Genomic DNA, 21249 nt, shown 5'->3' with positions numbered 1-21249 from the left:
TATGGCTGAATTAAGAGAAGAGCTAAAGGAAAAATTAATAGAACAACTAAGTCTTGAAGATGTAGAGGTAAGTGAGATCGGAGACGATGATCCACTTTTTGGTGATGGTTTAGGGTTGGATTCTATTGACGCTCTTGAACTAATTGTATTATTAGAAAAAGATTATGGGATTAAACTCAAAGATCCTAAAGAAGGTAAAGCAATATTTGAGTCTATTAGCGTAATGGCTGATTATATTTCAAAACATCGTACAAAATAATATGAATAAGGGCATTGCCATAACAGGTATGGGAATCATTTCTTCGATCGGAAATACGGTAGAAGAAAATCTGAATGCTTTGAAATCAGTATCTCACGGGATTTCTAGAATAGAAATGCTGGAAACGCGTCATAAAGATGAAATCATGGTTGGTGAGATTAAGAAAACCAACAATGACTTGGAAAAAGAATTGGGATTGGAACCATTACATAGTTTTTCCAGAACAGCAATGATTGGTGCTATCGCAGCAAAAGAAGCATTGCAAGACGCTCAGATTTCTGATATCAATGAATACCGAACTGGTTTTGTTTCTGGTACGAGTGTAGGTGGTATGGATACCACAGAAAAATACTATTTGGGATATACTGAAATTGAAGATAATAGAAGATTTATTCAAGCGCAGCATGCTGGCTTTACTACCCAGTCTATTTCTGATTATTTAGGGATAAAAGGGTATGTGTCTACTATTAGTACAGCTTGTTCTTCTGCTGCGAATGCAATTATGCTCGGAGCTCGAATGATTCAAGCAGGAAAGATTGATAGAATGATAGTAGGTGGTACAGATGCCCTGTCTAAGTTTACTATCAACGGATTTGGCACCTTAATGATTTTGTCAGATTCAGAGTGTACTCCTTTTGATGATAATAGAAAGGGATTGAACCTGGGAGAAGCTGCCGCGTTCTTGGTTCTGGAAAGTGATGAGATTGTTCAGAAAGAGAATAAGAAGGTCTTAGGTCGTGTTGCCGGATGGGCAAATGCCAACGATGCATATCACCAAACGGCTTCATCATCTGATGGCGAAGGAGCATATTTAGCAATGAACAAAGCATTGGAAGTTGCGGATCTAAAAGCAGAGGATATTGATTATGTTAATGCTCATGGAACGGCTACACCAAATAATGATTTGTCTGAAGGAGTAGCAATGACTAGGATTTTTGGTGAAGAAAACACTCCTATATTCAGTTCTACAAAGGCATTTACCGGACATACACTTGCAGCAGCTGGTTCTGTAGAAGCAGTATATTCACTATTATCACTTCGTGAAAATCTAATTTTTCCTAACTTAAATTTCAAAACTAAAATGAAAGAATTTTCTTTGGTTCCACAAACAGAATTAGTTTCCAAAGAAATGAACACTATTTTGTCCAATTCTTTTGGTTTTGGTGGCAATTGTTCCACTTTAATTTTTACGAAATAATGAGCGATTGTTTTATTAATGGTATTGCATGCATTTCTGCACAACCTACTACAGATCCAGATACTTTTTTAGAAGATATAATCTCTTATCAAGAGTCTATATTTAGATCACATGATCCTAATTATAAAGAATATATTAAACCTGCGGCCATGCGTCGTATGTCTAAGTCTGTCAAGATGGGGGTTGCAGCTGCATCTATGGCGTTGAATCGTTCTGGTGTAGAAATGCCTGATGCGATTATTACGGGTACAGGAATGGGATGTAAACAGGATTCTGAAAAGTTTTTGGAAAATGTGCTGCATAACGACGAACAGTTTTTAACACCTACGTTATTTATTCAGTCAACCCACAATACTGTCGGTGGACAAGTTGCTTTAGGTTTAGGTTGTAAAGCTTATAATGTAACCTATGTTCAGGGAGCAGCTTCTTTTGAGACATCTGTTATGGACGCGCAATTAATGCTATCTGAAGAGCCAAATAGAAAGATTTTGGTTGGTGGTATTGATGAAGTAGCTAAGAACTCTACACTTTTACATAAACTGGATGGTCAGATAAAAGAGGATACTACCGATGTAATCAACTTGTTAGATTCAGATACATCAGGGACCGTGGCCAGTGAAGGTGCCACGTTTATGGTTTTGGGAGGAGAAAAAACAGATAAAAGCCTTGCTAAGATTGTTGATGTAGAAACCATCAGTGCAGCAACACCTGATGAGATTAAAAAAGATATAGAAAAGTTTATGAAACGTCACAAACTTTCTGCAGATGATATTGATGCCGTGGTTTTAGGAAATAATGGAGACGTTACGTACGATAACTATTACAAAAACCTACAATCTTCGATATTTTCTAATATTGAGCAACTTTGTTATAAACATCTTATAGGGGACTATCACGTGGCTTCTAGCTTTGGTTTTTGGATTGGTTGTAAAATTTTTGAAACTGATCAAGTGCCAGCTATTTTAAAAGTTAATAATGTTACCGCAAACAAGTATGAAAACGTACTTTTGTATAACCAATATTTAGGAAAAAACCATAGTATTGCGTTGTTACAACGATGCTAGTTAGACATATAATTAATATTGTATCTGTAATTGCCGGGGTTCTTCTGATATCGGCAGTGAGTTTCAATAAACTTCCGTGGTGGAGTTTACTTGTGTTAGTTTTTCTTTGGCTATTAGTTACTGCTTATGGTGTGGCTAATATAAGATCAGGCTACTTTCTAAAAAGTTTAAATAGTAATCCAGATGCTGAAGGTAAAAAAATAGCAATTACTTTTGATGACGGACCAGACCAGAATACTCTTGAAATTTTAAAAGTACTGGATAAGTATGATGTTAAAGGTACTTTTTTTTGCATCGGTAAACAGGTAGAAAAGCATCCCGAAATACTAAATAGAATTATTGAAGCTAAACACATTATTGGTAATCACACCTTTTCTCACGATAAGCTTATAGATCTTTATGGCACAGACAGGTTTACAGAAGAAATTAAAGATGCAGATGAAATTATAGAAAAAATTTCAGGAAAAAGGCCACTACTGTTCAGACCTCCTTATGGTATCACCAACCCAAAAATTGCCAGGGCTGTTAAAAAGACTGGACACGCTGTAATTGGATGGAACAAGCGATCCTTTGATACTACGATCCCTTCAGAAAAAGTAATACTAAGAAGAGTAACTAAAAACCTTAAAAGCGGAGATGTTATCCTTCTTCATGATACAAAAAGTATTACCGTGACCGTATTGGAACAATTGTTGCTATTTTTGCAAAGAAACAATTTTACAACCGTTACAATAGATGAACTATTTTCAATACAAGCATATGTTTAGAAGTTTTATATATATCAGCTGTTTTTTCTGTTTTTCAATCCTGCACGCTCAGGAAGTGGAGCTTTCAGCCTCAGAAATTAATTCTTTTAAAGCAGGAGTGAGTGCTAGTGCCCAGAAGTCTAAAACAATAGTAAATACTTTTGTGCAACTAAAACATATTGATTTTCTATCTAATGATATAGAGAGTAGTGGGGATTTATATTTTAAGTCGCCTGATATTATAAAGTGGTCTTATACAAAGCCATATGAGTACAGTGTGATTTTTAAGGATAAAAAACTGTTTATTAATGATGCAGGTAAAAAAAGTGATATTAACCTGGCTTCTAATAAAGTTTTTAAGAAATTAAATGATTTGATAGCTAAGAGCGTAAGTGGTGATATGTTGGATGACACTCAGTTTTCAATGAGTTTTTTTAAGAATAACAATCAATACATTGCAAAACTATCCCCAAAGGATCAGACTCTAAAAGATATGTTTAAGGAGATTATATTAAGTTTTGAATCAAAGGATTATTTGGTATCCAGTGTTAAGCTTATAGAGCCTTCAGACGATTATACACTGATAAATTTTCAAAATACATCTATTAATAAACCTATTCCGGATGCGGTGTTTTCTCATTAGTGTTCTATTTGTTTCCATTTTCGGTTGCAAAGTAACAACCGTAGAGAATTTTACAAAGTCAGAAGTGAAAGCTGAGTATAAGGTGCAAAATCCTTATTTTTCTAATCAGGAAATTGACTATGTGTATAAGGCAGATATAACCGTTTATGGTAATGAATTTAGCGGGATTCTTATTTTAAAAAAGATAACTCCTCAAAAACACCGTATGGTGTTTACCTCACAATTTGGAAGTACCTTTTTTGATATAGAATTTGAGAAAGAGACGCATAAAATCAATTCTATTATAGAACAACTTGATAGAAAAATTATTCTGAATACCTTAATTAGAGATTTTTCGTTATTAGTAAAAGAAACAGCAATAGTAGCTGAACGATATTATAATGATCAGTACAACGTTCTGGAAAATCAAAAAGATAAGCGTAGTAATTATTACTTTTACAATCAATTAGATCAGAAGTTGGACAGGATAGTTCACGCCTCCAAAAGAAAGGAAAAGTTCATTATAATTTTTAATGATATTTCTGGAGATCAGATTGCAAAAAACATACAGATTGATCATAAAAATATAAAACTTACTATAGAATTAAACTTGCTAAAAAAATAATATGTTAATAGCCGATTTATATAAAATTAATGAAGATACTGTAAGGGATAGTATACAAACTACGTCTATTACATTAAATCCGGACAACGATGTGTTTAAAGGTCATTTTCCGGGTAACCCAATAACTCCGGGAGTTTGCACTTTACAAATTATTAAGGAGCTTACAGAAAATAGAACAGGATGTTCTTTATTTATGAAGAAAGCATCAAATGTGAAGTTTATGGCGGTAATTAATCCTGAAAAAACTCCGGATTTAATTATTACTAATGATTTTACAGATAATGATGATGAGATTAAAGTGAAGAGTGTAGTAAAATATGATGACACTATAGCATTAAAAGTTGTAGTGACTTTTGTTAAATTATAAATGAATCTATATGAAATTTTTAGTAGTATTTATCGGATTGCTGTTTACGAATGCTAATGTTGCTGACATCGCAGAAGTGCGAGAATTATATAGGTATGCTAAAGATTCTAAAGAGAATACTGAGAAGTTTCTTGAAATAACAGAAAAAACAAATTATCAAAATGATCCGGTATTATCTGCTTACTATGGATGTGCATTAACATTAAAAGCGTCTTTTTCTGAAAAAAGAGGAGATAAAATATCCTTTTTTAAACAAGGGAAAAAGTTAATTGAAAGCTCTATAGAAACCGATCCTAATAATATTGAGTTGAGAATGATTAGATTAAGTGTACAAAGCAATGCTCCACGAATTATTAGGTATTATAAGGAAATAGATGAAGATAAAAATTATCTAATTAAGAATATAGACAAGGTTACTTCACTAAAATTAAAAGAATTTATTAAAGGTTTTATGTCAACTTCAAAGGTTTTTGAAAAGTAATCTTCATTCAATCTCTGATTATTCTTAAATCATTAATTCTTCTGAACCAGATTTACACTATTTTTGCAACAAAAAAATAGTACCGTGATCCAAACTACATTATATGATGAGCGTTTTGAAACACTGAATTGTTGTGTTTTTATACCTACGTATAATAATCAAAAAACACTGGATAGGGTAATACAAGGTGTTCTGCAATATACAAACAGGATTGTTATCATTAATGATGGTGCTACAGATGATACTGCTAACATTTTAGAGAAATACCAGGAAGAGCTTACCGTTATTACTTTTTCAGAGAATAAAGGAAAAGGGATGGCATTAAGAGAGGGTTTTAAACAAGCTCATCTTTTAGGGTACGATTATATGATCACTATTGATAGCGATGGCCAGCATTTTCCTAGTGATTTGTCCGTGTTTTTGGATGAATTAGAGAAACAAGATTCTAATAAACCCTTGTTATTGATAGGTTCCAGAAATATGGATGATCCATCGGTGCCTGGTAAAAGTAGTTTTGGGAATAAGTTTTCTAATTTTTGGTACTATATAGAAACAGGTATTAAGCTTAAGGATACTCAATCCGGTTATAGGTTATATCCAATAAAGGAAATCAGTAAGTTAAAATTGTTTACAACCAAGTTCGAATTAGAAATAGAAGTGATAGTCAAACTTGCTTGGAGAAATGTAGAAGTTCGAAATATACCCGTTCAGGTTTTATATGATGAAACAGAACGCGTATCGCATTTTAGGCCTTTTAAAGACTTTACAAGAATCAGTGTTTTAAACACTTGGTTGGTGACATTAACTTTGTTTTTCTACTTACCGAAACGACTCATACATCGTGTAAAAAAAAAAGGGTTTAAGAGATATTGGCGAGAAAATGTGCTAAGAAGTAATGATCCACCAATAAAAAAAGCAAGTGCTATTGCTCTCGGTCTATTTATTGGTATTGCTCCTTTTTGGGGGTTTCAAACTATTTTAGTAATATCTCTTGCTATAGCACTTAGGTTAAATAGACCCATTGCATTTTTGTTTTCTAACATTAGTATTCCGCCGCTCATTCCCTTCATCATTTACGGAAGTTATCAAATGGGTGCCATTGCTATGGGAAAAGAAATGGACGCTACACTTAATATCGAAGATATAAAATCAGGAACTGATGTTTTTAAAAGTCTTGGACAATATGTCTTAGGTAGTTTTATTTTGGCAACAATAGTATCATTGATTTCAGGAGTCATTGCGTATTTGTATTTTAGCTCTCGTAAATCCAAAAGTAGTGCAATAGATGCATAAGTTTTTTCTTTCAGTATACCAATACATAAGACAGAATAGATTGATCGCCTGGCCAATAATTATTGGTCTTTTTGCTGTTTTTGCTTTTCTGGCGAGCAATATCGGGTTCGAAGAGGATATTACCAGATTAATTCCGAACAGTGATAAATCTGAGATTACGCAGAAAGTTCTGAAAACAGTTTCATTTTCGGATAAAATTGTTGTTAATATAACGAACAAAGGAGAAAATCCTGATGATCTTACAACGTATGCATCAGTCTATATAGATTCGATAAATACACATCTTTCCAAGTATGTAAAAAAAATACAGGGTAAAGTTGCAGATGATAATGTGATGGAGTTATATGATTTTGTTTATCAACATCTTCCATTTTTTCTTACAGAGACTGATTACGAAAATATAGCCGCTAAGATTAATCCCGATTCTATTTCCAAAATCATAGAGAATAACTACAAAACCCTGATTTCTCCAGCTGGTTTGGTAACAAAAAAGTTTATTGTAAAAGATCCATTAGCTTTAACACCGCAAGGACTTCAAAAACTGGCGCAATTGCAATTAGGAGATAATTACGATTTGTACAATGGTTTTTTAATCACCAAGGATAGAAAAAATTTATTGTTATTTCTTACACCAGCACTTGCAACAAACGAAACAGGAGAGAATACATTATTTGTAGAAAGATTAAAAAAAATCACATCTGACTTAAACGAAAAACATTCAGAACAAGCTGAAGCTACTTTATTTGGAGCCACTTTATATGCGGTTGCCAACGCAAAACAAATAAAAAGAGATATACAGCTTACAGTGAGCATTGCCTTGAGTATTTTATTACTCATTTTGATTTTCTTCTATAGAAAATTGACGGTACCACTAATAATTTTTACACCAACCGTTTTTGGAGCAATAGTAGCCATTGCCGTATTGTATTTAGTAAAAGGGAAAATTTCTGCAATATCCTTGGGTATTGGTTCGGTATTATTAGGGATTACTTTAGACTATTCATTACATATTCTTACACATTTCCGGAATAATAATAATGTAAAAGAATTATATCGGGACGTATCCATGCCGGTAATTATGAGTAGTTTAACTACAGCTGTTGCTTTCTTATGTTTGATCTTTGTAAAATCCGAAGCATTAAACGATTTAGGAATCTTTGCAGCCGTAAGCGTAGTTGGGGCATCTGTGTTTGCACTTATATTTATTCCACAGGTGTATCGGTTTTCTGAAAGTAAAAAAGCCAAAAGGGAAACATTCATCGATAAAATTTCCCAAACGAATTTTCATAAAAGTAAAGTGCTGATTTCAATAATTGGCTTGGTGTTTATCGCCGGATTATTTTTGTTTCATAAAGTTGGGTTTAATACGGATCTAAATACAATGAACTATCAGCCGGAAGAGTTGGTAGCTGCAGAAGAAGATCTGGATAGAATTAATAATAATAAAGCAAAGTCCATTTATTTAGTTTCTTATGGTTCATCACTCAATGAAGCTTTGAACGCTAATAACAAGTTGTTTGAAACATTGGAACGAAAGAAATCTGCTAAGGAACTTATTAATTTTAGCTCTGTAGGAGGTGTTGTTTTATCAAAAGAAACCCAAGTAGAAAAGATAAAACTCTGGAATGAATTCTGGACAGAACAACGAAAAGATGCTATTACTAATTTGTTGAAAGAAAAGGGAAGTCTCGTTGGTTTTAAACCCAAGACATTTAATCAGTTTTATACGACACTTCATAACGAAATCAAACCTATTAGCTTTAATGAGTATCAAAATATTAAGGAATTATATCTTGATGAATTTGTTACAAATGAAGAAGGTTTTTCGACCGTGGTTTCTGCCATAAAAGTAGATCACGAGAATGCTGATAAAATCAATACTTCTTTGGGTAAGATAGCAAATACTGTTATTATAGATCGAAAGCAGCTAAATGAAACTTTATTGGGGAACCTTAAGAATGATTTTAATTCCTTAATAGGCTATTCGCTGGTTGCAGTAGTTTTATTATTATTGGTTTTTTACAGAGATCCAATGCTCACCTTATTAACTGCATTGCCTATTGCGATTACCTGGGTAATTACTTTGGGCGTTATGAAAATGCTAGGAATTGATTTTAATATTTTCAATGTAATTATTTCAACATTTATTTTTGGTCTAGGAGTAGACTATAGTATTTTTATTACCAACGGACTTATTAAGGAGCACACATATGCAGTAAAGGAGCTGCCAACCTATAAAACTTCTATTTTATTATCAGTAATCACTACTATTTTAGGAGTTGGAGTTTTGATATTTGCAAAACATCCTGCGCTTCGATCCATTTCTATTGTATCCTTAATAGGAATCATATCGGCGGTTTTGGTGGCATTTACGATTCAACCAATGCTTTTTAAACTGTTTATAACCAACCGTGTTAAAAAAGGATTAACACCGCTTAGAATTCGTCAAACATTGTGGTCTCTTTTTAGCTTTGGATATTTCATTATCGGAGGATTTATTATTTCATTGCTTAGTAGTCTTATTATTCCTTGGTTTCCGGTTCGTAAGAAAAAGAAAATGGCAGTTTTTCATAAAATTGTTTCTAAACTAATGGGATCTGTTTTATACTCTAATCCTTTCGTGAAAAAAAGGGTATTCAATCCTGAAAATGAAGACTTCAGTAAACAATGTATCATCATAGCGAACCATTCTTCGTTTTTGGATATTATTTCTATTGGAATGCTATATCCCAAATTAATATACCTGGTAAAAGATTGGGTTTATGACAATCCTGTTTTCGGGAGAGCTGCAAAATTAGCAGGTTTTTATCCGGTTTCATCTGGTATTGAAGGTGGAGTAGAGCACCTGCGCGAAAAAGTAAAACAAGGATATTCATTAATAGCATTTCCTGAAGGATCCAGAACGGACACAGCCAAGATGAGTAGATTTCATAAGGGATCATTTTATCTGGCGCAGGAATTGAACTTAGACATATTACCAGTGGTAATTCACGGGAATGCCCAGGTTTCGCCCAAAGGAGATTTTATCATCCACGATGGAGCGATTCAATTAAAGATTTTACCAAGGATAACCTTAGATAATAAAGAGTTTGGAAATGGATATACCGAAAGGACAAAGAAGATCAGCGCATATTTTAGAGAGCAGTATTCTGAGTTACAACAAGATTTAGAAGGTGTTGATTATTATAAAAAAGCATTGCTAAATAATTATAGATACAAAAGTTGTTTTAAAGAAGTCAAAACTGATTATGCGCTCTCCAAAGAAAAATATTATAAAGCAACAAGTTTCATCGGAGAGAAAGATAGCGTTTTGCAGTTTAGCGATGATTATGGCCAGTTTCTTTTATATCTAAGTTTTAAGAGACCGTATGCCAAACTAAAAGGTATACTTACTAACAGAGAAAAATTGACAATTGCAAAACACTGTTATGCTACTATTAGAAACAAAGTAGCATTTGTATCAGATGAAGATTTGTCATCGACAAAATTTGATGTACTTTTGTTAAATACAACTACACCGATACAACCACAACACATAAAAGAATTAATATCAGAGAATATCAATAGAATCATTGTATTCTCTGAAAACAATGAGTTTTCTGAATTGTTGAAAGCTACTTTTAAGGTAACAGTTCAAGAATTTGGATTAACAGTTTTGAATAGAATAAAATAGATGCAAGAGAAATTTGACGTCATAATCATAGGAAGTGGATTAGGTGGATTGGTTTCTGCAAACATTCTTGCCAAAGAAGGTAAAAAAGTATGCGTTTTAGAGAAAAATAACCAATTCGGAGGCAATCTACAGACTTTTGTTAGAGATAAAAGCATATTTGATACAGGTATCCATTACATAGGTGGGTTAGATAAAGGTCAAAACTTATATCAGTACTTTAAGTATCTGGATATTATGGATGATCTAAAGTTAAAAAGAATGGATCTGGATGGGTATGATGTAATTACTTTTGATGATGATGAACTAGAATATCCACACGCACAGGGTTACGACAATTTTGTAAAACAGTTGGTAAAGTTTTTTCCTGAAGAAGAAAAAGGAATTAAAGAATATGTAAATAAAGTAAAAGATACTTGTTACAGATTTCCCTTGTATAATTTAGAGCATGGAGATCGATATTATGGTGAAGATTTATTGACACTAAAGGCAAAAGATTATATCGATAGTGTGGTGGAGAATCCAAAACTAAGAGCAGTTTTGGCAGGTTCTAATTTGTTATATGCCGGTGATCCTGAAAAAACACCATTTTATGTTCATGCACTTTCCATTAATTCTTATATGGAGAGTGCCTGGAGATGTGTTCAGGGAGGAAGTCAGATAGCTAAACTATTGGTAAAAAGATTTAGAGCACTTGGAGGTAAAATCTTTAAATATCAAGAAGTAGATAAATTTAGTTTTGAAGATGGGCAAATAGCATCGGTTTCTACAACCAAGGGAGATACTTTTTATGCGGATAATTTCATTTCTAATGTAGATCCAAAACTTACCCTTCAGATTATTGGTAAGGAACATTTTAGGAATTTGTATTACAAGCGGATTCAAAATACAGAAAGTATCATATCTTCTTTTAGTCTATATATAGTATTCGAAAAAGGAACATTTCCCTACATTAATAAAAACTATTACCATACACATGCACCAGAGAAAGTATGGACTACCCAAAATTACACAGAGGAGAATTGGCCTGAAGCATACCTAATTTCTGTAAATGAAGATCTTAAAAATCCTGGTTATGCCGAGAATTTGACTTCTATCGCATATATGAGATTTGATGAGATGGAACCTTGGGCAGATACTTTTAATACTGTAGCTCAAAAGAATGATAGAGGAGAGGATTACGAGCAGTTTAAACAACGTAAGATCGAAGCATATTTGAAAGAGATAGAGAAAAAATTTCCAAACATTCGATCTTGTATTAAATCCGTGCATACTTCTACACCATTATCGTATAGAGATTATATCGGTTGTTACGAAGGTTCTATGTATGGTTTTGCAAAGGATGCAGATAATCCCATGAAATCCTTTTTATCACCAAGAACTAAGATTCCTAATTTACTATTTACTGGTCAAGGATTAAATATGCACGGGGTATTAGGAGTAACAATAAGTGCAGTGGTCACTTGTGGAGAATTAGTAGGTAAGGAGCACTTACTCCAACAAATTAAAGATACTTTGGCAGAAAAAGAATTGTCTGATTCATAATGAAGAATATTGTTCATCATATACTTTTCTTATTTTTTGTAATGATATTGTCATCTTGTGGTGTCAAGAAATCATTAGCAGCCAGACCTGATATTACCGGAATAGAAAGCGTTGATACAACAAGAATAAAACATAGTGAGACTTTTTTTACGCTGAACAATAACCTCTTGCGGAAAAATAAGCAGGGATTATGGGAAATGTATCTAGAGGGTAAACCTTTAGAAAGAGGTATAGCAGCAGGAAGTTTAGGTAGAGAATTGATCAAAATTCAGGAGGATGCCTTTATCGGAAAAATTACAGAATTGATTCCGTCAGAAAGTTATCTGAGATTTTTAAGTAAAATTGTCGCCTGGTACAATCGTAAGTTGCATCTCAATGTTCCTGAAGAGTATAAAACCGAAATCTATGGGGTATCCAGATATGCTTCTAATGATTATAATGATTTTGCAGAACCTTATGTGAGAATGTTATATGCGCACGGAGCACATGATATTGGACACGCGTTACAAGACCTGATGTTAGTTGGATGTACATCTTTTGCTGCCTGGGATGATAAAACAGTAGATGGAAAGTTACTCATCGGTCGTAATTTTGATTTCTATGCAGGAGATGATTTTTCTAAAGAAAAGTTAGTAACATTCATGAATCCAACAGAAGGGTATAAATTCATGACGTATGGTTGGGCTGGAATGATGGGAGCGTTGTCGGGAATGAACGAAGAAGGATTAACAGTGACGATCAATGCTGGTAAGTCCAAAATCCCGTTAATTGCAAAAACTCCTATATCAATTCTAACAAGAGAAATATTACAATATGCTTCAACTATTGAAGAAGCGATAGAGATTGCCAGAAAAAGAGAGGTTTTTGTATCAGAATCTATTATGATCGGTAGTGCCAAAGACAAAAGAGCTGCACTGATCGAGGTTGCTCCGGATAACTTTGGAGTGTATGAAGTTCCAAACACCAATCAACTAGTATGTTCTAATCATTTCCAAAGTGCTTCTTATACTGAAGATAAACGAAATCAAAAAGCAATCGAAGAAAGTCATTCATTGTATCGATACCAGAGAATGACAGAGCTTTTATCAGAAAACGATAAGCTAAATCCCGAAAAAGCCGTAGCTATATTACGTAACAGAGACGGCCTTGATGATAAGCTAATTGGATACGGCAATGAAAAGGCTTTGAATCAAATGCTAGCGCATCATGGAATCGTTTTCCAGCCAGAGGAACGTAAAGTGTGGGTTTCTACAAACCCTTACCAGATGGGAGAGTTTGTAGCGTATGACTTGGATGAAGTTTTTGAAAGAATAAAAGAACAAAAAGAAGAAATTGTGATTGCCTCAGAATCACTAAATATTCCTGAAGACCCATTTATTCACTCGCAAACATATACTAATTATGAGGCTTTTAGAGTGTTAAGTCGAAAAATTGAAGCGGCTACAGATGATGAAGAGGAGATATCACAAGATGAGCTTTCAAAATTTCAAAATTTAAACCCAAATTATTGGGCAACGTATTTTGTGCTTGGTGAATATTATTATTCGCACAAAGATTACAAAAAGGCATTAATAGCTTTTAAACAAGCTATAAAAAGAGAAGTAACCACTGTTCCTGATGTACAAGAATTAAAAAAGTATATCAGAAAATGTGAACGAAAAATATAAGTCAATGACCCGTAATATAGAACAATCAACACCAGAAGAAATATCTAAACTTCAGAATGAAAAATTGCAGGAGTTAATTGCTTTTATATCTCAAAATTCGCCATATTATAAAAGATTGTTCGCTAATAAAGGTATCACAGAAGTAGATATAAAAACGGTAGAAGATCTAAAAAAACTTCCTATTACGACCAAGGATGACTTGCAAGCGTATAATGACGATTTTCTATGTGTACCAAAAACAGAAATAGTAGACTACGTAACCACATCTGGAACATTAGGAAAACCAGTTACATTTGCTCTTACAGAAAAGGATTTGGAGAGACTATCCTATAATGAGGCAATTTCTTTTCAGACTGCCGGTGTAACCAAAACTGACGTGGTGCAGTTGACAACCACTTTGGATCGCAGGTTTATGGCAGGTCTTGCATACTTTTTAGGAACTAGAAAATTGGGAGCTGCTATGGTCCGAGTAGGATCAGGAATCCCAGAACTACAATGGGATTCTATAGAGCGGTTTCAATCAACATATCTGGTTGTAGTACCTTCATTTTTGTTAAAACTAATCTCATACGCAGAAGCACACGGAATTGATTATAGAAATTCTTCTGTAAAAGCTGCTATATGTATTGGAGAACCGTTAAGAGATCAGGATTTTAATCTAAATACCCTTGGAAGTAAAATCAAAGAGAAATGGGATATTGATCTATATTCTACCTATGCGTCTACAGAGATGAGTACAGCATTTACGGAATGCGAAGCACATCAGGGAGGACATCACCGTCCGGAATTGATCATCACAGAGATTCTGGATGAAAATGGAGAACCCGTAGAAGAAGGAAAAGTTGGAGAATTGGCGATCACTACACTAGGTATTGAAGCGATGCCTCTAGCACGATATACAACAGGAGATATGGTACAAGCTCATAAAGAGGTTTGTAGTTGCGGAAGAACAACGATGCGATTAAGTCCTGTATTGGGTAGAAAGAAGCATATGATCAAGTATAAAGGAACTACACTCTACCCGCAAAGTGTCATAGAAGTATTAACCAGTTTTGAAGGATTGGGAATGTATGTGATCGAAGTGGTCATTGGAGAACTTGGTACTGATAAGTTGTTAATTCATGTGTCTGATTCTTTAACCGCTTTGCAACAAAAAGAGTTAAGAGAACACTTAAGAGCAAACCTTAGAGTGGTACCTGATTTAATATTAAATACTAAAGCCGAGCTAAAGGCTAAGAAATTTCCCGAAATGAGTCGTAAACCGATTTCATTTATAGATTCGAGAGAAGCTATTAAAAATTCTTAAAAAAAAAGATTTTTATTCATTTGATTTTCAGTTAAAAGAAAAGTTTCTCTCTTAATGCATTAAATTTTTCACATTTCTTTAACGAAATACGTACTATTTATTTTAAATTTAGAGAATGCTTTTTTAATTGAATAATGTATTTCAACGTATTTAATTTAAGCAAGCAGATTGTTTACATACCCATACTCCATATTTTGTATTTTAATTAATCATATTACTAATTTAAACTAAAACAAAATGAATCCAAACAACGAAAACACCGTTTCTCTAAAAAAGGCAAAAGATTGGACAGAAGCATGGAGAGAACAATGCCCTAATAATTGTAAAGCCTTTTTAGTGCCTGCTGTAGATTTAATTGAAGTATTAAACGAAATGGGGATATTAGGTGATAAAGCAGCTAAAAAAGCACAGAAAAAAGCTTCCAAAAACAAGTTAGATGTAAGAGCATATATGGCAATCGGTTCTGAAGATGGTGGTCCGGTAGAAGAAAGATTGTTAATTGTAGGAACACAAGAAGTGGATGGAGTATATAGAGATATTATTAATGGAGAAATCGATGGGAAATCTGCAGGTATAGGAGATGGGCCTAATAGTGGAATTTATGATTTAACAAACCCTTGTCCTCCAGTATGTGATCCTAATAGTCCATTGAATTAGTATAATGGAATTAACAAGGTATTTAGGTTATACCTCAACAATATTGTTGATTATTAATACACTACTATTTATAAAAGCCTTACATAAAAATAAGGCTTTTATAATATTTACGGCTTTTTTACTATCAAGCTGTATAATACAATTAGTGATGACCACGCTCTCTACAGTATTTCATCACAATAATCTTTTTATGACCAACATATTTTTGTTTATACAATTTTCCTTATTGTCTTTTTTTTATAATGTTTTGCTTAAAAAGAAAATAATTCTGTTTATATATGTAGTTATCTTAATATTTTTGTTTTATCAGTATGTAGATGATCTTGGATTATTTTACGTATACAATTCTGTTGGAATAAGCATAACGCAATCAATATTGATCTTATACAGTATTATTTATTTTTACAATTCGTTGCGAGAAAAAAAACCACTTTTAATACATGTTAATATTGGAGTTCTATTATATTTGATTTGTAGCACTTTGATTTTTGCTTCTGGGAATTTAGTTTTTAACGTAAATATTCCAGAGAACACATACTTGTTATTATTGAAATTAAATGCCATACTTTATTTTATATTCCAAATCCTAATCTTTATAGAATGGAGAAAGAATTATTACAAGAAGATTCCCAGATCATAGTGATTATTTTAATTGCTATTATGGTGTTATTGCTTATGGCAGTATCACTGGTGCTTTTCTTTTTCTTTTCTCGTAAAAAAATTATCGCTGCCGAGTTAGAGAAAGCTAATCTGGAACTTTCACATCAAAAAGATCTATTACATAGTACTATTGAAACCCAAGAAGAAGAGCGAAAAAGAATTGCTCAGGATTTACACGATGCGATTAGTGCAAAATTAAATGTAGTAAGCCTTAGTACCAATGTTTTGATCGATGGTAAATTAAATAAAGAAGAGCAGGAGAGAACATTGCAAAATATTCTATCCGTAACTACAAAAACATTAGAGAGTTCTAGAAGGTTAGCACATAATTTATTACCTCCTATTTTGGAAAATTTTGGGTTAAGCGCAGCTATAGAGGAACTTTGTGATGAGTTTATAAGTAGTAAGAAAGTCAATATTGAATATGCAATTGAGTATAACAATTTATTGCCTAAAAGAAAGGAATTGCATATCTTCAGGATAATTCAGGAATTATTGAATAATTCGGTCAGACACGGTAGAGCTGAAAATGTAATTTTAAAGATAAATGATACTAATGAGCACCTAGAAATTGAATATGTTGATAACGGAAAAGGATTTGACATAACATCGGTAAACAAAAATAAGGGAATAGGACTTAAGAATATTGAAAGTAGAGTAGAGATACTCGATGGGAAGCTTTCATATCATAGTGAAGTCGGTAATGGAGCAACTTTTAATATTAGCGCTAAAAAACCTCAACCATGAAAAAAGACATCATAAAATTAGCCATAGCCGATGATGAAACTTTATTTAGACAAGGAATCACATTTATTCTTGATAAAGAAAGTAATATAGAAATAAACATTCAGGCAGAGAACGGTAATGACCTGATTAAACAATTAGAACTCACCAGAGATTTACCAGAGATTATTTTAATGGATCTAAAGATGCCCGATCTTAACGGTGTAGAAACAACTAAAATTGTAAAAAAGAAATACCCCGAAATAAAAATTATCGCCTTAACAAGTTATTATAGCAAGCCTTTCATTACGAATATGATGCAACAAGGAGCTGTGGCTTATCTTGCCAAAAATGCTACACCTACAGAAGTGATAAGTACTATAAACCATGTCGCTATAAAAGGGTTTTATTATGATGACAATGTTATGAGTATTTTAGAAGAGGCCTCATTGAAAATAAATAAGCCTTCTAGAGACGATGAATACTTAACCAAACGTGAGCGGGAAGTTTTAAAATTAATATGTGAACAAAAAACTACTACAGAAATAGCAGAACAGTTATTTATAAGCCCAAGAACTGTTGAAGGACATCGTAATAATTTATTGGTAAAAACCGGATCCAAGAATATTGCCGGCTTGGTAATTCACGCTATAGAAAATCAGATTTTTGTTAGAAATCAGCATATCTAATATTTTTACACCTTTCTCTTGAATAGATATTATTTGGTATTAGATAAATCATGCTAAATTTGATAACAGAAAATTTCCCTTTTAACATTTTTTTATGTTAATATGATGTGTTAAAGGTTAAAACTCGTTAAAGCGCTTGACAAAATCTCTCTCCGCCTTATATTAAAGGTGTTGATTAATTAATCTAAGTTATGTAATCAACCATCAAAAAAAGAATTATACAATTTCTTATTTGATGCGATTTGAAATCTTGAAAAGTTATTGAATGCTATAGAGTATTCTAGTCTACAATGTTTAGTATTGAAGACTCCGTTGGTAAGTTCTATTACTATATAACTTTTTTCAGAAACCATTGTAAAACATAAAATTATTATTAATAACTCTATAGTTATTACATTGTTTTATTTGGTTTTCAAATTCACTTAAAACTAATTTTTAACATTTAAAACAGTATTATGTCAAGCAACAACACTATTATCGGATTAGCAACAGGAGCCGCACTCGGAGCAGTAACAGCACTTTTGTTTGCACCTGACTCAGGAAAAAATACCAGAAAGAAAATAAAGGTAAAAGTAAAGGATACAAAAGATGATCTGACAGAACGAGCAAGTAAAATATCAGATGAAATCACGTCGAAATTTAATTCTCAGAAAGCAGAATTTTCTAAAGAGATAGATGGATTGGTTAATGATATGAGCTTAAAAGCAGATGATGTAATCGTAACCTTAGAGAAAAAATTGGAAATGTTGAGAAAAAGAAATGAAAAGATTAATGCTAACTAACGGCAAGTCAAACGTCGTTTATAATTAACATATAATAAAAAGTTAGTAAATAATAATTTCAAAAACAGAAACATGAAAATTTTAAATAAAATATCATTCGCAGCCCTATTATTCACCTTTGCTATTACAACAGCGCAGGAGCATAACATGGAAATAACAAAAGAAACAACCGTAAAAACATATGAAATTGAACAAGGAAATAAAACAATTCCTTACGAGGTCACCATATGGAATAAAGAGCTGGATCCTATAAAATTAGAGAAGGAAGACCGATATAAATTAAATCAAGATCGAGTAGATGCACAGGAAAGAATTACTAAAGTAATTACGATAGATGATCAATATGATAATTCATTCGATAATACTATACAGATTTCATATTTAAAAGAGGCAGATAAAGATTTTAAAATGATGCCGACAGAGGAAGGATTTGTAATTATGGTAAAAGGAGAAGAATTTAGATACTCGGTAAAAAATAAAGATTATAAAGTAAAAACGATGAATGAAAACTTCTTCATCATAGAGAAATCATCAGATTCTAAATAGAAGTCATATTATTTAGAATATTTAATATAGATTGAGAATTCGGGTCACATTTAAATTAGTTTTAAATGTTGGCCCGGATTTTTTTACATACCAAAACTACTCTTTCATTTAGACAATTGGTTGTGAAAAATAAATAGGTTTCGCCACCATCCTTTATTTTGAATTTTTTGCGTATTTCTGCAACAGTTTCAGGAAAATTACGCGTAGTAATATTCGCTTTTGTGATTTTCTCTTTCTTTAAAACTTGTTTCTGGTATGGTAGTATTGATAGTAACTCAAAACTTCTTCCGGGAAATTCAATTGGATCCTGAGAAGTATATAAATGCGAATGTTGATGAAGCTTTTGCAGTCCGAGAATTTTAGAAACGCTCTGAAAACCTCCGGCTTTCATAATAGCGGAGTTCGGTTCGTGTAGGTACTTTTTAGGTAATGAAAGTTCGGCCGAGATATTATTCTCATCTTTTAATGAAAATGAGAATTCCTGCCTTAGATTTTTAGCGATATTGATCGTTTTGATTTGAACATCAGTATTGATTTCTTTTTCCAATACCCATAACAATTCTTTTACTTCATTGTTTACAGCAATTACATGGATTTCTTTTACAAATTGTAATGATTTTAATCCGGAATGAATATCGAGTAGTGGAGAGGTTTTAATCAGAATGTTATCACTTTTAGAAAATAAAAAATCCAAGTTTGACGGTACATCCGGTAAGCAATCTTCTAAGAAAAATACTTTGCCCTTACTATCATGTCGTCGAGATGGGTCTAAGTAAATCCAATCTACTTTTTTTAGTTTTCTTAGCGTTTCTAATCCATCAGCAGCTTTCGTTTCTATATTAGTTACTCCTAAAACCCGAAAGTTATGAGAAGCTATTTCACTCAATTCTGCATTTAATTCACAATGAATAACACGCTTTACTGTTTTTGAAAAATAGTAATCGTCAATTCCGAAACCTCCGGTAAGATCTATCAATGTATCGCCAGAAACCAAATTACTTTTGTATAAAGCAGTGGTTTCAGAAGAAGTTTGTTCCAGGTTTAAGGTTGGAGGATAATAAACTCCCCTTGTTTGATACCACACGGGTAATTTATTTTTAGCTTTTATTCTTCCACTAATCTGTTGAGCAAGTTGCTGAGGACTTATATTTTCAAAGGGACTTCCGGAAAGGATCAATTTTGTCAAATCGACGTGGTTGTCAGATTTTTTAAAGATATAATCTTGAATTTCTATATGTAGAATATGGGTATTCAATAGTTACAGCTCTTTAGTCAATTGCTTTACTATCTTATATTCAGACAAAAATTCTTTTGCAATAACTTTAATAGCAGTATAAAAAGGAACAGCTACGATTAACCCTCCGATTCCGAATAACGCTCCAAAAATAAGAATTGCCAGAAAAATTTCTAAGGGATGTGATTTTACACTATTTCCAAAAATCAACGGTTGATTTAGAAAATTATCGATTAGTTGTATCACAATATAACCGATTAAGATATAAGTCAGCTTTGGTAATATCACAGATTGAAAATCATATCCTAAATTACTTGTTGTTGCCAGGATTAGAACCAAAGCTCCTCCAAATAAAGGTCCAATATATGGAATCAGGTTAAATATTGCAGCTATTAATGCAACTGCAATAGCATTGCTCACTCCAAATATTAACAAAAGGATAGAATAGAGCACAAATAGAATTAATACCTGGAGCAATAAACCGACAAAGTAACGAGATAATAAGTCTTTGATTTTATTAAATGCTCTCATAAATCGCGTTTCATCTTCTTTTTTTGCAAATACTAACATACTGTTCACTAAAAGCCTACTGTCTTTTAATAGAAAAAATGAAATAAACAGTACAGAGAATAGTCCTATCAAAACTGCACCAAAACCACTTAAAAAAGAATTAATCGCATTAGGGATGGCTTTTAAATCAAAAAACGCCATCAGATCTGTTTGCTTAATCAGCTCAACAAAGTTCAACTTTTCGACATTAAAATAATCACTAATTTCTTGATTTAGGCGGTCTAAATCATCACCAACCTCATTAATATCAATATTTCCAATTAATTGACCTTGTTCTGTAACAATGGGAACGAATAATAAAAATAGACTTAGAAATAATCCGATAGTAATAAATAAAGCAAACACTACTGCCAGAGTATTATTAAACTTCAATCGTCTTTTCAAGAAGAGAACAAGAGGTCTTCCCATTAGCGAAATAACTGCTGCAAAGGTAATGTAAAGCAGAATGGACTGTATTTTATACAAAAACCATAATAGTGCAAGGATACCTACAATTACTGCAATGGCTCTCAGAATACCGTATGCGATTGTTTTAGAATTCATAT

20 protein-coding genes are annotated in these 21249 nt (G+C 32.7%); 18 read left to right on the top strand and 2 right to left on the bottom strand.

Going from position 1 to position 21249, the window contains the following annotated elements; all coding sequences use genetic code 11:
- The first annotated feature begins 1 nt into the window (after nt 1).
- The 18 genes from ACFSR1_RS04595 to ACFSR1_RS04510 all read left to right on the top strand — a co-directional run bounded on the left by ACFSR1_RS04595 (nt 2) and on the right by ACFSR1_RS04510 (nt 18900).
- The gene (locus ACFSR1_RS04595) at nt 2–259 is read left to right on the top strand and encodes a phosphopantetheine-binding protein (RefSeq protein WP_027392746.1); all 258 of its coding nucleotides are present in this window, start codon (nt 2–4) and stop codon (nt 257–259) included.
- Nucleotide 260: 1 nt separating this feature from the next.
- Complete coding sequence (locus ACFSR1_RS04590; protein ID WP_378290096.1) at nt 261–1457, top strand: beta-ketoacyl-[acyl-carrier-protein] synthase family protein; 1197 nt, start codon at nt 261–263, stop codon at nt 1455–1457.
- Nucleotides 1457–2521 (top strand): beta-ketoacyl synthase N-terminal-like domain-containing protein, encoded by a 1065-nt coding sequence (locus ACFSR1_RS04585; protein ID WP_378290094.1) that lies wholly within the window; start codon nt 1457–1459, stop codon nt 2519–2521. The genes ACFSR1_RS04590 and ACFSR1_RS04585 overlap by 1 nt, the downstream gene beginning before the upstream one ends.
- Complete coding sequence (locus ACFSR1_RS04580) at nt 2515–3288, top strand: polysaccharide deacetylase family protein (RefSeq protein WP_378290092.1); 774 nt, start codon at nt 2515–2517, stop codon at nt 3286–3288. Before ACFSR1_RS04585 ends, ACFSR1_RS04580 begins: the two co-directional genes overlap by 7 nt.
- A complete protein-coding gene (locus tag ACFSR1_RS04575) occupies nt 3257–3910 on the top strand; it encodes an outer membrane lipoprotein carrier protein LolA (protein WP_378290090.1) in 654 nt (217 codons plus the stop codon). Before ACFSR1_RS04580 ends, ACFSR1_RS04575 begins: the two co-directional genes overlap by 32 nt.
- Nucleotides 3891–4514 (top strand): hypothetical protein, encoded by a 624-nt coding sequence (locus tag ACFSR1_RS04570; RefSeq protein ID WP_378290088.1) that lies wholly within the window; start codon nt 3891–3893, stop codon nt 4512–4514. The genes ACFSR1_RS04575 and ACFSR1_RS04570 overlap by 20 nt, the downstream gene beginning before the upstream one ends.
- A 1-nt stretch (nt 4515) precedes the next feature.
- The gene (locus ACFSR1_RS04565; protein ID WP_378290086.1) at nt 4516–4881 is read left to right on the top strand and encodes a 3-hydroxyacyl-ACP dehydratase; all 366 of its coding nucleotides are present in this window, start codon (nt 4516–4518) and stop codon (nt 4879–4881) included.
- Between the two features lie 10 nt (nt 4882–4891).
- A complete protein-coding gene (locus tag ACFSR1_RS04560) occupies nt 4892–5362 on the top strand; it encodes a hypothetical protein (RefSeq protein ID WP_378290084.1) in 471 nt (156 codons plus the stop codon).
- A gap of 84 nt (nt 5363–5446) precedes the next feature.
- Nucleotides 5447–6655, top strand: coding sequence for a DUF2062 domain-containing protein (locus tag ACFSR1_RS04555; protein ID WP_378290083.1), 1209 nt, complete (start codon nt 5447–5449; stop codon nt 6653–6655).
- Nucleotides 6648–10328 (top strand): MMPL family transporter, encoded by a 3681-nt coding sequence (locus ACFSR1_RS04550; protein WP_378290081.1) that lies wholly within the window; start codon nt 6648–6650, stop codon nt 10326–10328. Before ACFSR1_RS04555 ends, ACFSR1_RS04550 begins: the two co-directional genes overlap by 8 nt.
- Complete coding sequence (locus tag ACFSR1_RS04545) at nt 10329–11870, top strand: phytoene desaturase family protein (protein ID WP_378290079.1); 1542 nt, start codon at nt 10329–10331, stop codon at nt 11868–11870.
- Nucleotides 11870–13537, top strand: coding sequence for a C45 family autoproteolytic acyltransferase/hydolase (locus ACFSR1_RS04540; protein ID WP_378290077.1), 1668 nt, complete (start codon nt 11870–11872; stop codon nt 13535–13537). Before ACFSR1_RS04545 ends, ACFSR1_RS04540 begins: the two co-directional genes overlap by 1 nt.
- A 4-nt stretch (nt 13538–13541) precedes the next feature.
- Nucleotides 13542–14843, top strand: a complete 1302-nt coding sequence (locus ACFSR1_RS04535; protein WP_378290075.1) for a phenylacetate--CoA ligase family protein — start codon at nt 13542–13544, stop codon at nt 14841–14843.
- A 237-nt stretch (nt 14844–15080) separates the two neighbouring features.
- The gene (locus ACFSR1_RS04530) at nt 15081–15500 is read left to right on the top strand and encodes a hypothetical protein (RefSeq protein WP_378290073.1); all 420 of its coding nucleotides are present in this window, start codon (nt 15081–15083) and stop codon (nt 15498–15500) included.
- Between the two features lie 600 nt (nt 15501–16100).
- Nucleotides 16101–16907, top strand: coding sequence for a sensor histidine kinase (locus tag ACFSR1_RS04525; RefSeq protein ID WP_378290071.1), 807 nt, complete (start codon nt 16101–16103; stop codon nt 16905–16907).
- Entirely contained in the window at nt 16904–17572 is a 669-nt protein-coding gene (locus ACFSR1_RS04520; protein WP_378290069.1) for a response regulator, read from the top strand. The genes ACFSR1_RS04525 and ACFSR1_RS04520 overlap by 4 nt, the downstream gene beginning before the upstream one ends.
- Before the next feature lie 455 nt (nt 17573–18027).
- Nucleotides 18028–18354 carry a YtxH domain-containing protein gene (locus tag ACFSR1_RS04515; RefSeq protein ID WP_378290067.1) on the top strand — a complete coding sequence of 109 codons (327 nt, stop codon included), beginning with the start codon at nt 18028–18030 and terminating at the stop codon, nt 18352–18354.
- 72 nt (nt 18355–18426) lie between these two features.
- Nucleotides 18427–18900: a hypothetical protein gene (locus ACFSR1_RS04510; RefSeq protein WP_378290065.1), complete on the top strand. Its 474-nt coding sequence runs from the start codon at nt 18427–18429 to the stop codon at nt 18898–18900.
- 61 nt (nt 18901–18961) lie between these two features.
- Here the strand turns inward: ACFSR1_RS04510 and ACFSR1_RS04505 are convergent, their stop codons facing one another.
- Nucleotides 18962–20086, bottom strand: a complete 1125-nt coding sequence (locus ACFSR1_RS04505; protein ID WP_378290063.1) for a THUMP-like domain-containing protein — start codon at nt 20084–20086, stop codon at nt 18962–18964.
- A 72-nt stretch (nt 20087–20158) separates the two neighbouring features.
- Nucleotides 20159–21247 (bottom strand): AI-2E family transporter, encoded by a 1089-nt coding sequence (locus tag ACFSR1_RS04500; RefSeq protein WP_378290062.1) that lies wholly within the window; start codon nt 21245–21247, stop codon nt 20159–20161.
- Nucleotides 21248–21249: the final 2 nt, after the last annotated feature.

The sequence above is a fragment of the Aquimarina rubra genome, from assembly GCF_042684305.1.
Taxonomy (GTDB): Bacteria; Bacteroidota; Bacteroidia; order Flavobacteriales; family Flavobacteriaceae; genus Aquimarina; species Aquimarina rubra.
This window is presented reverse-complemented; position numbering and strand designations above follow the sequence as displayed.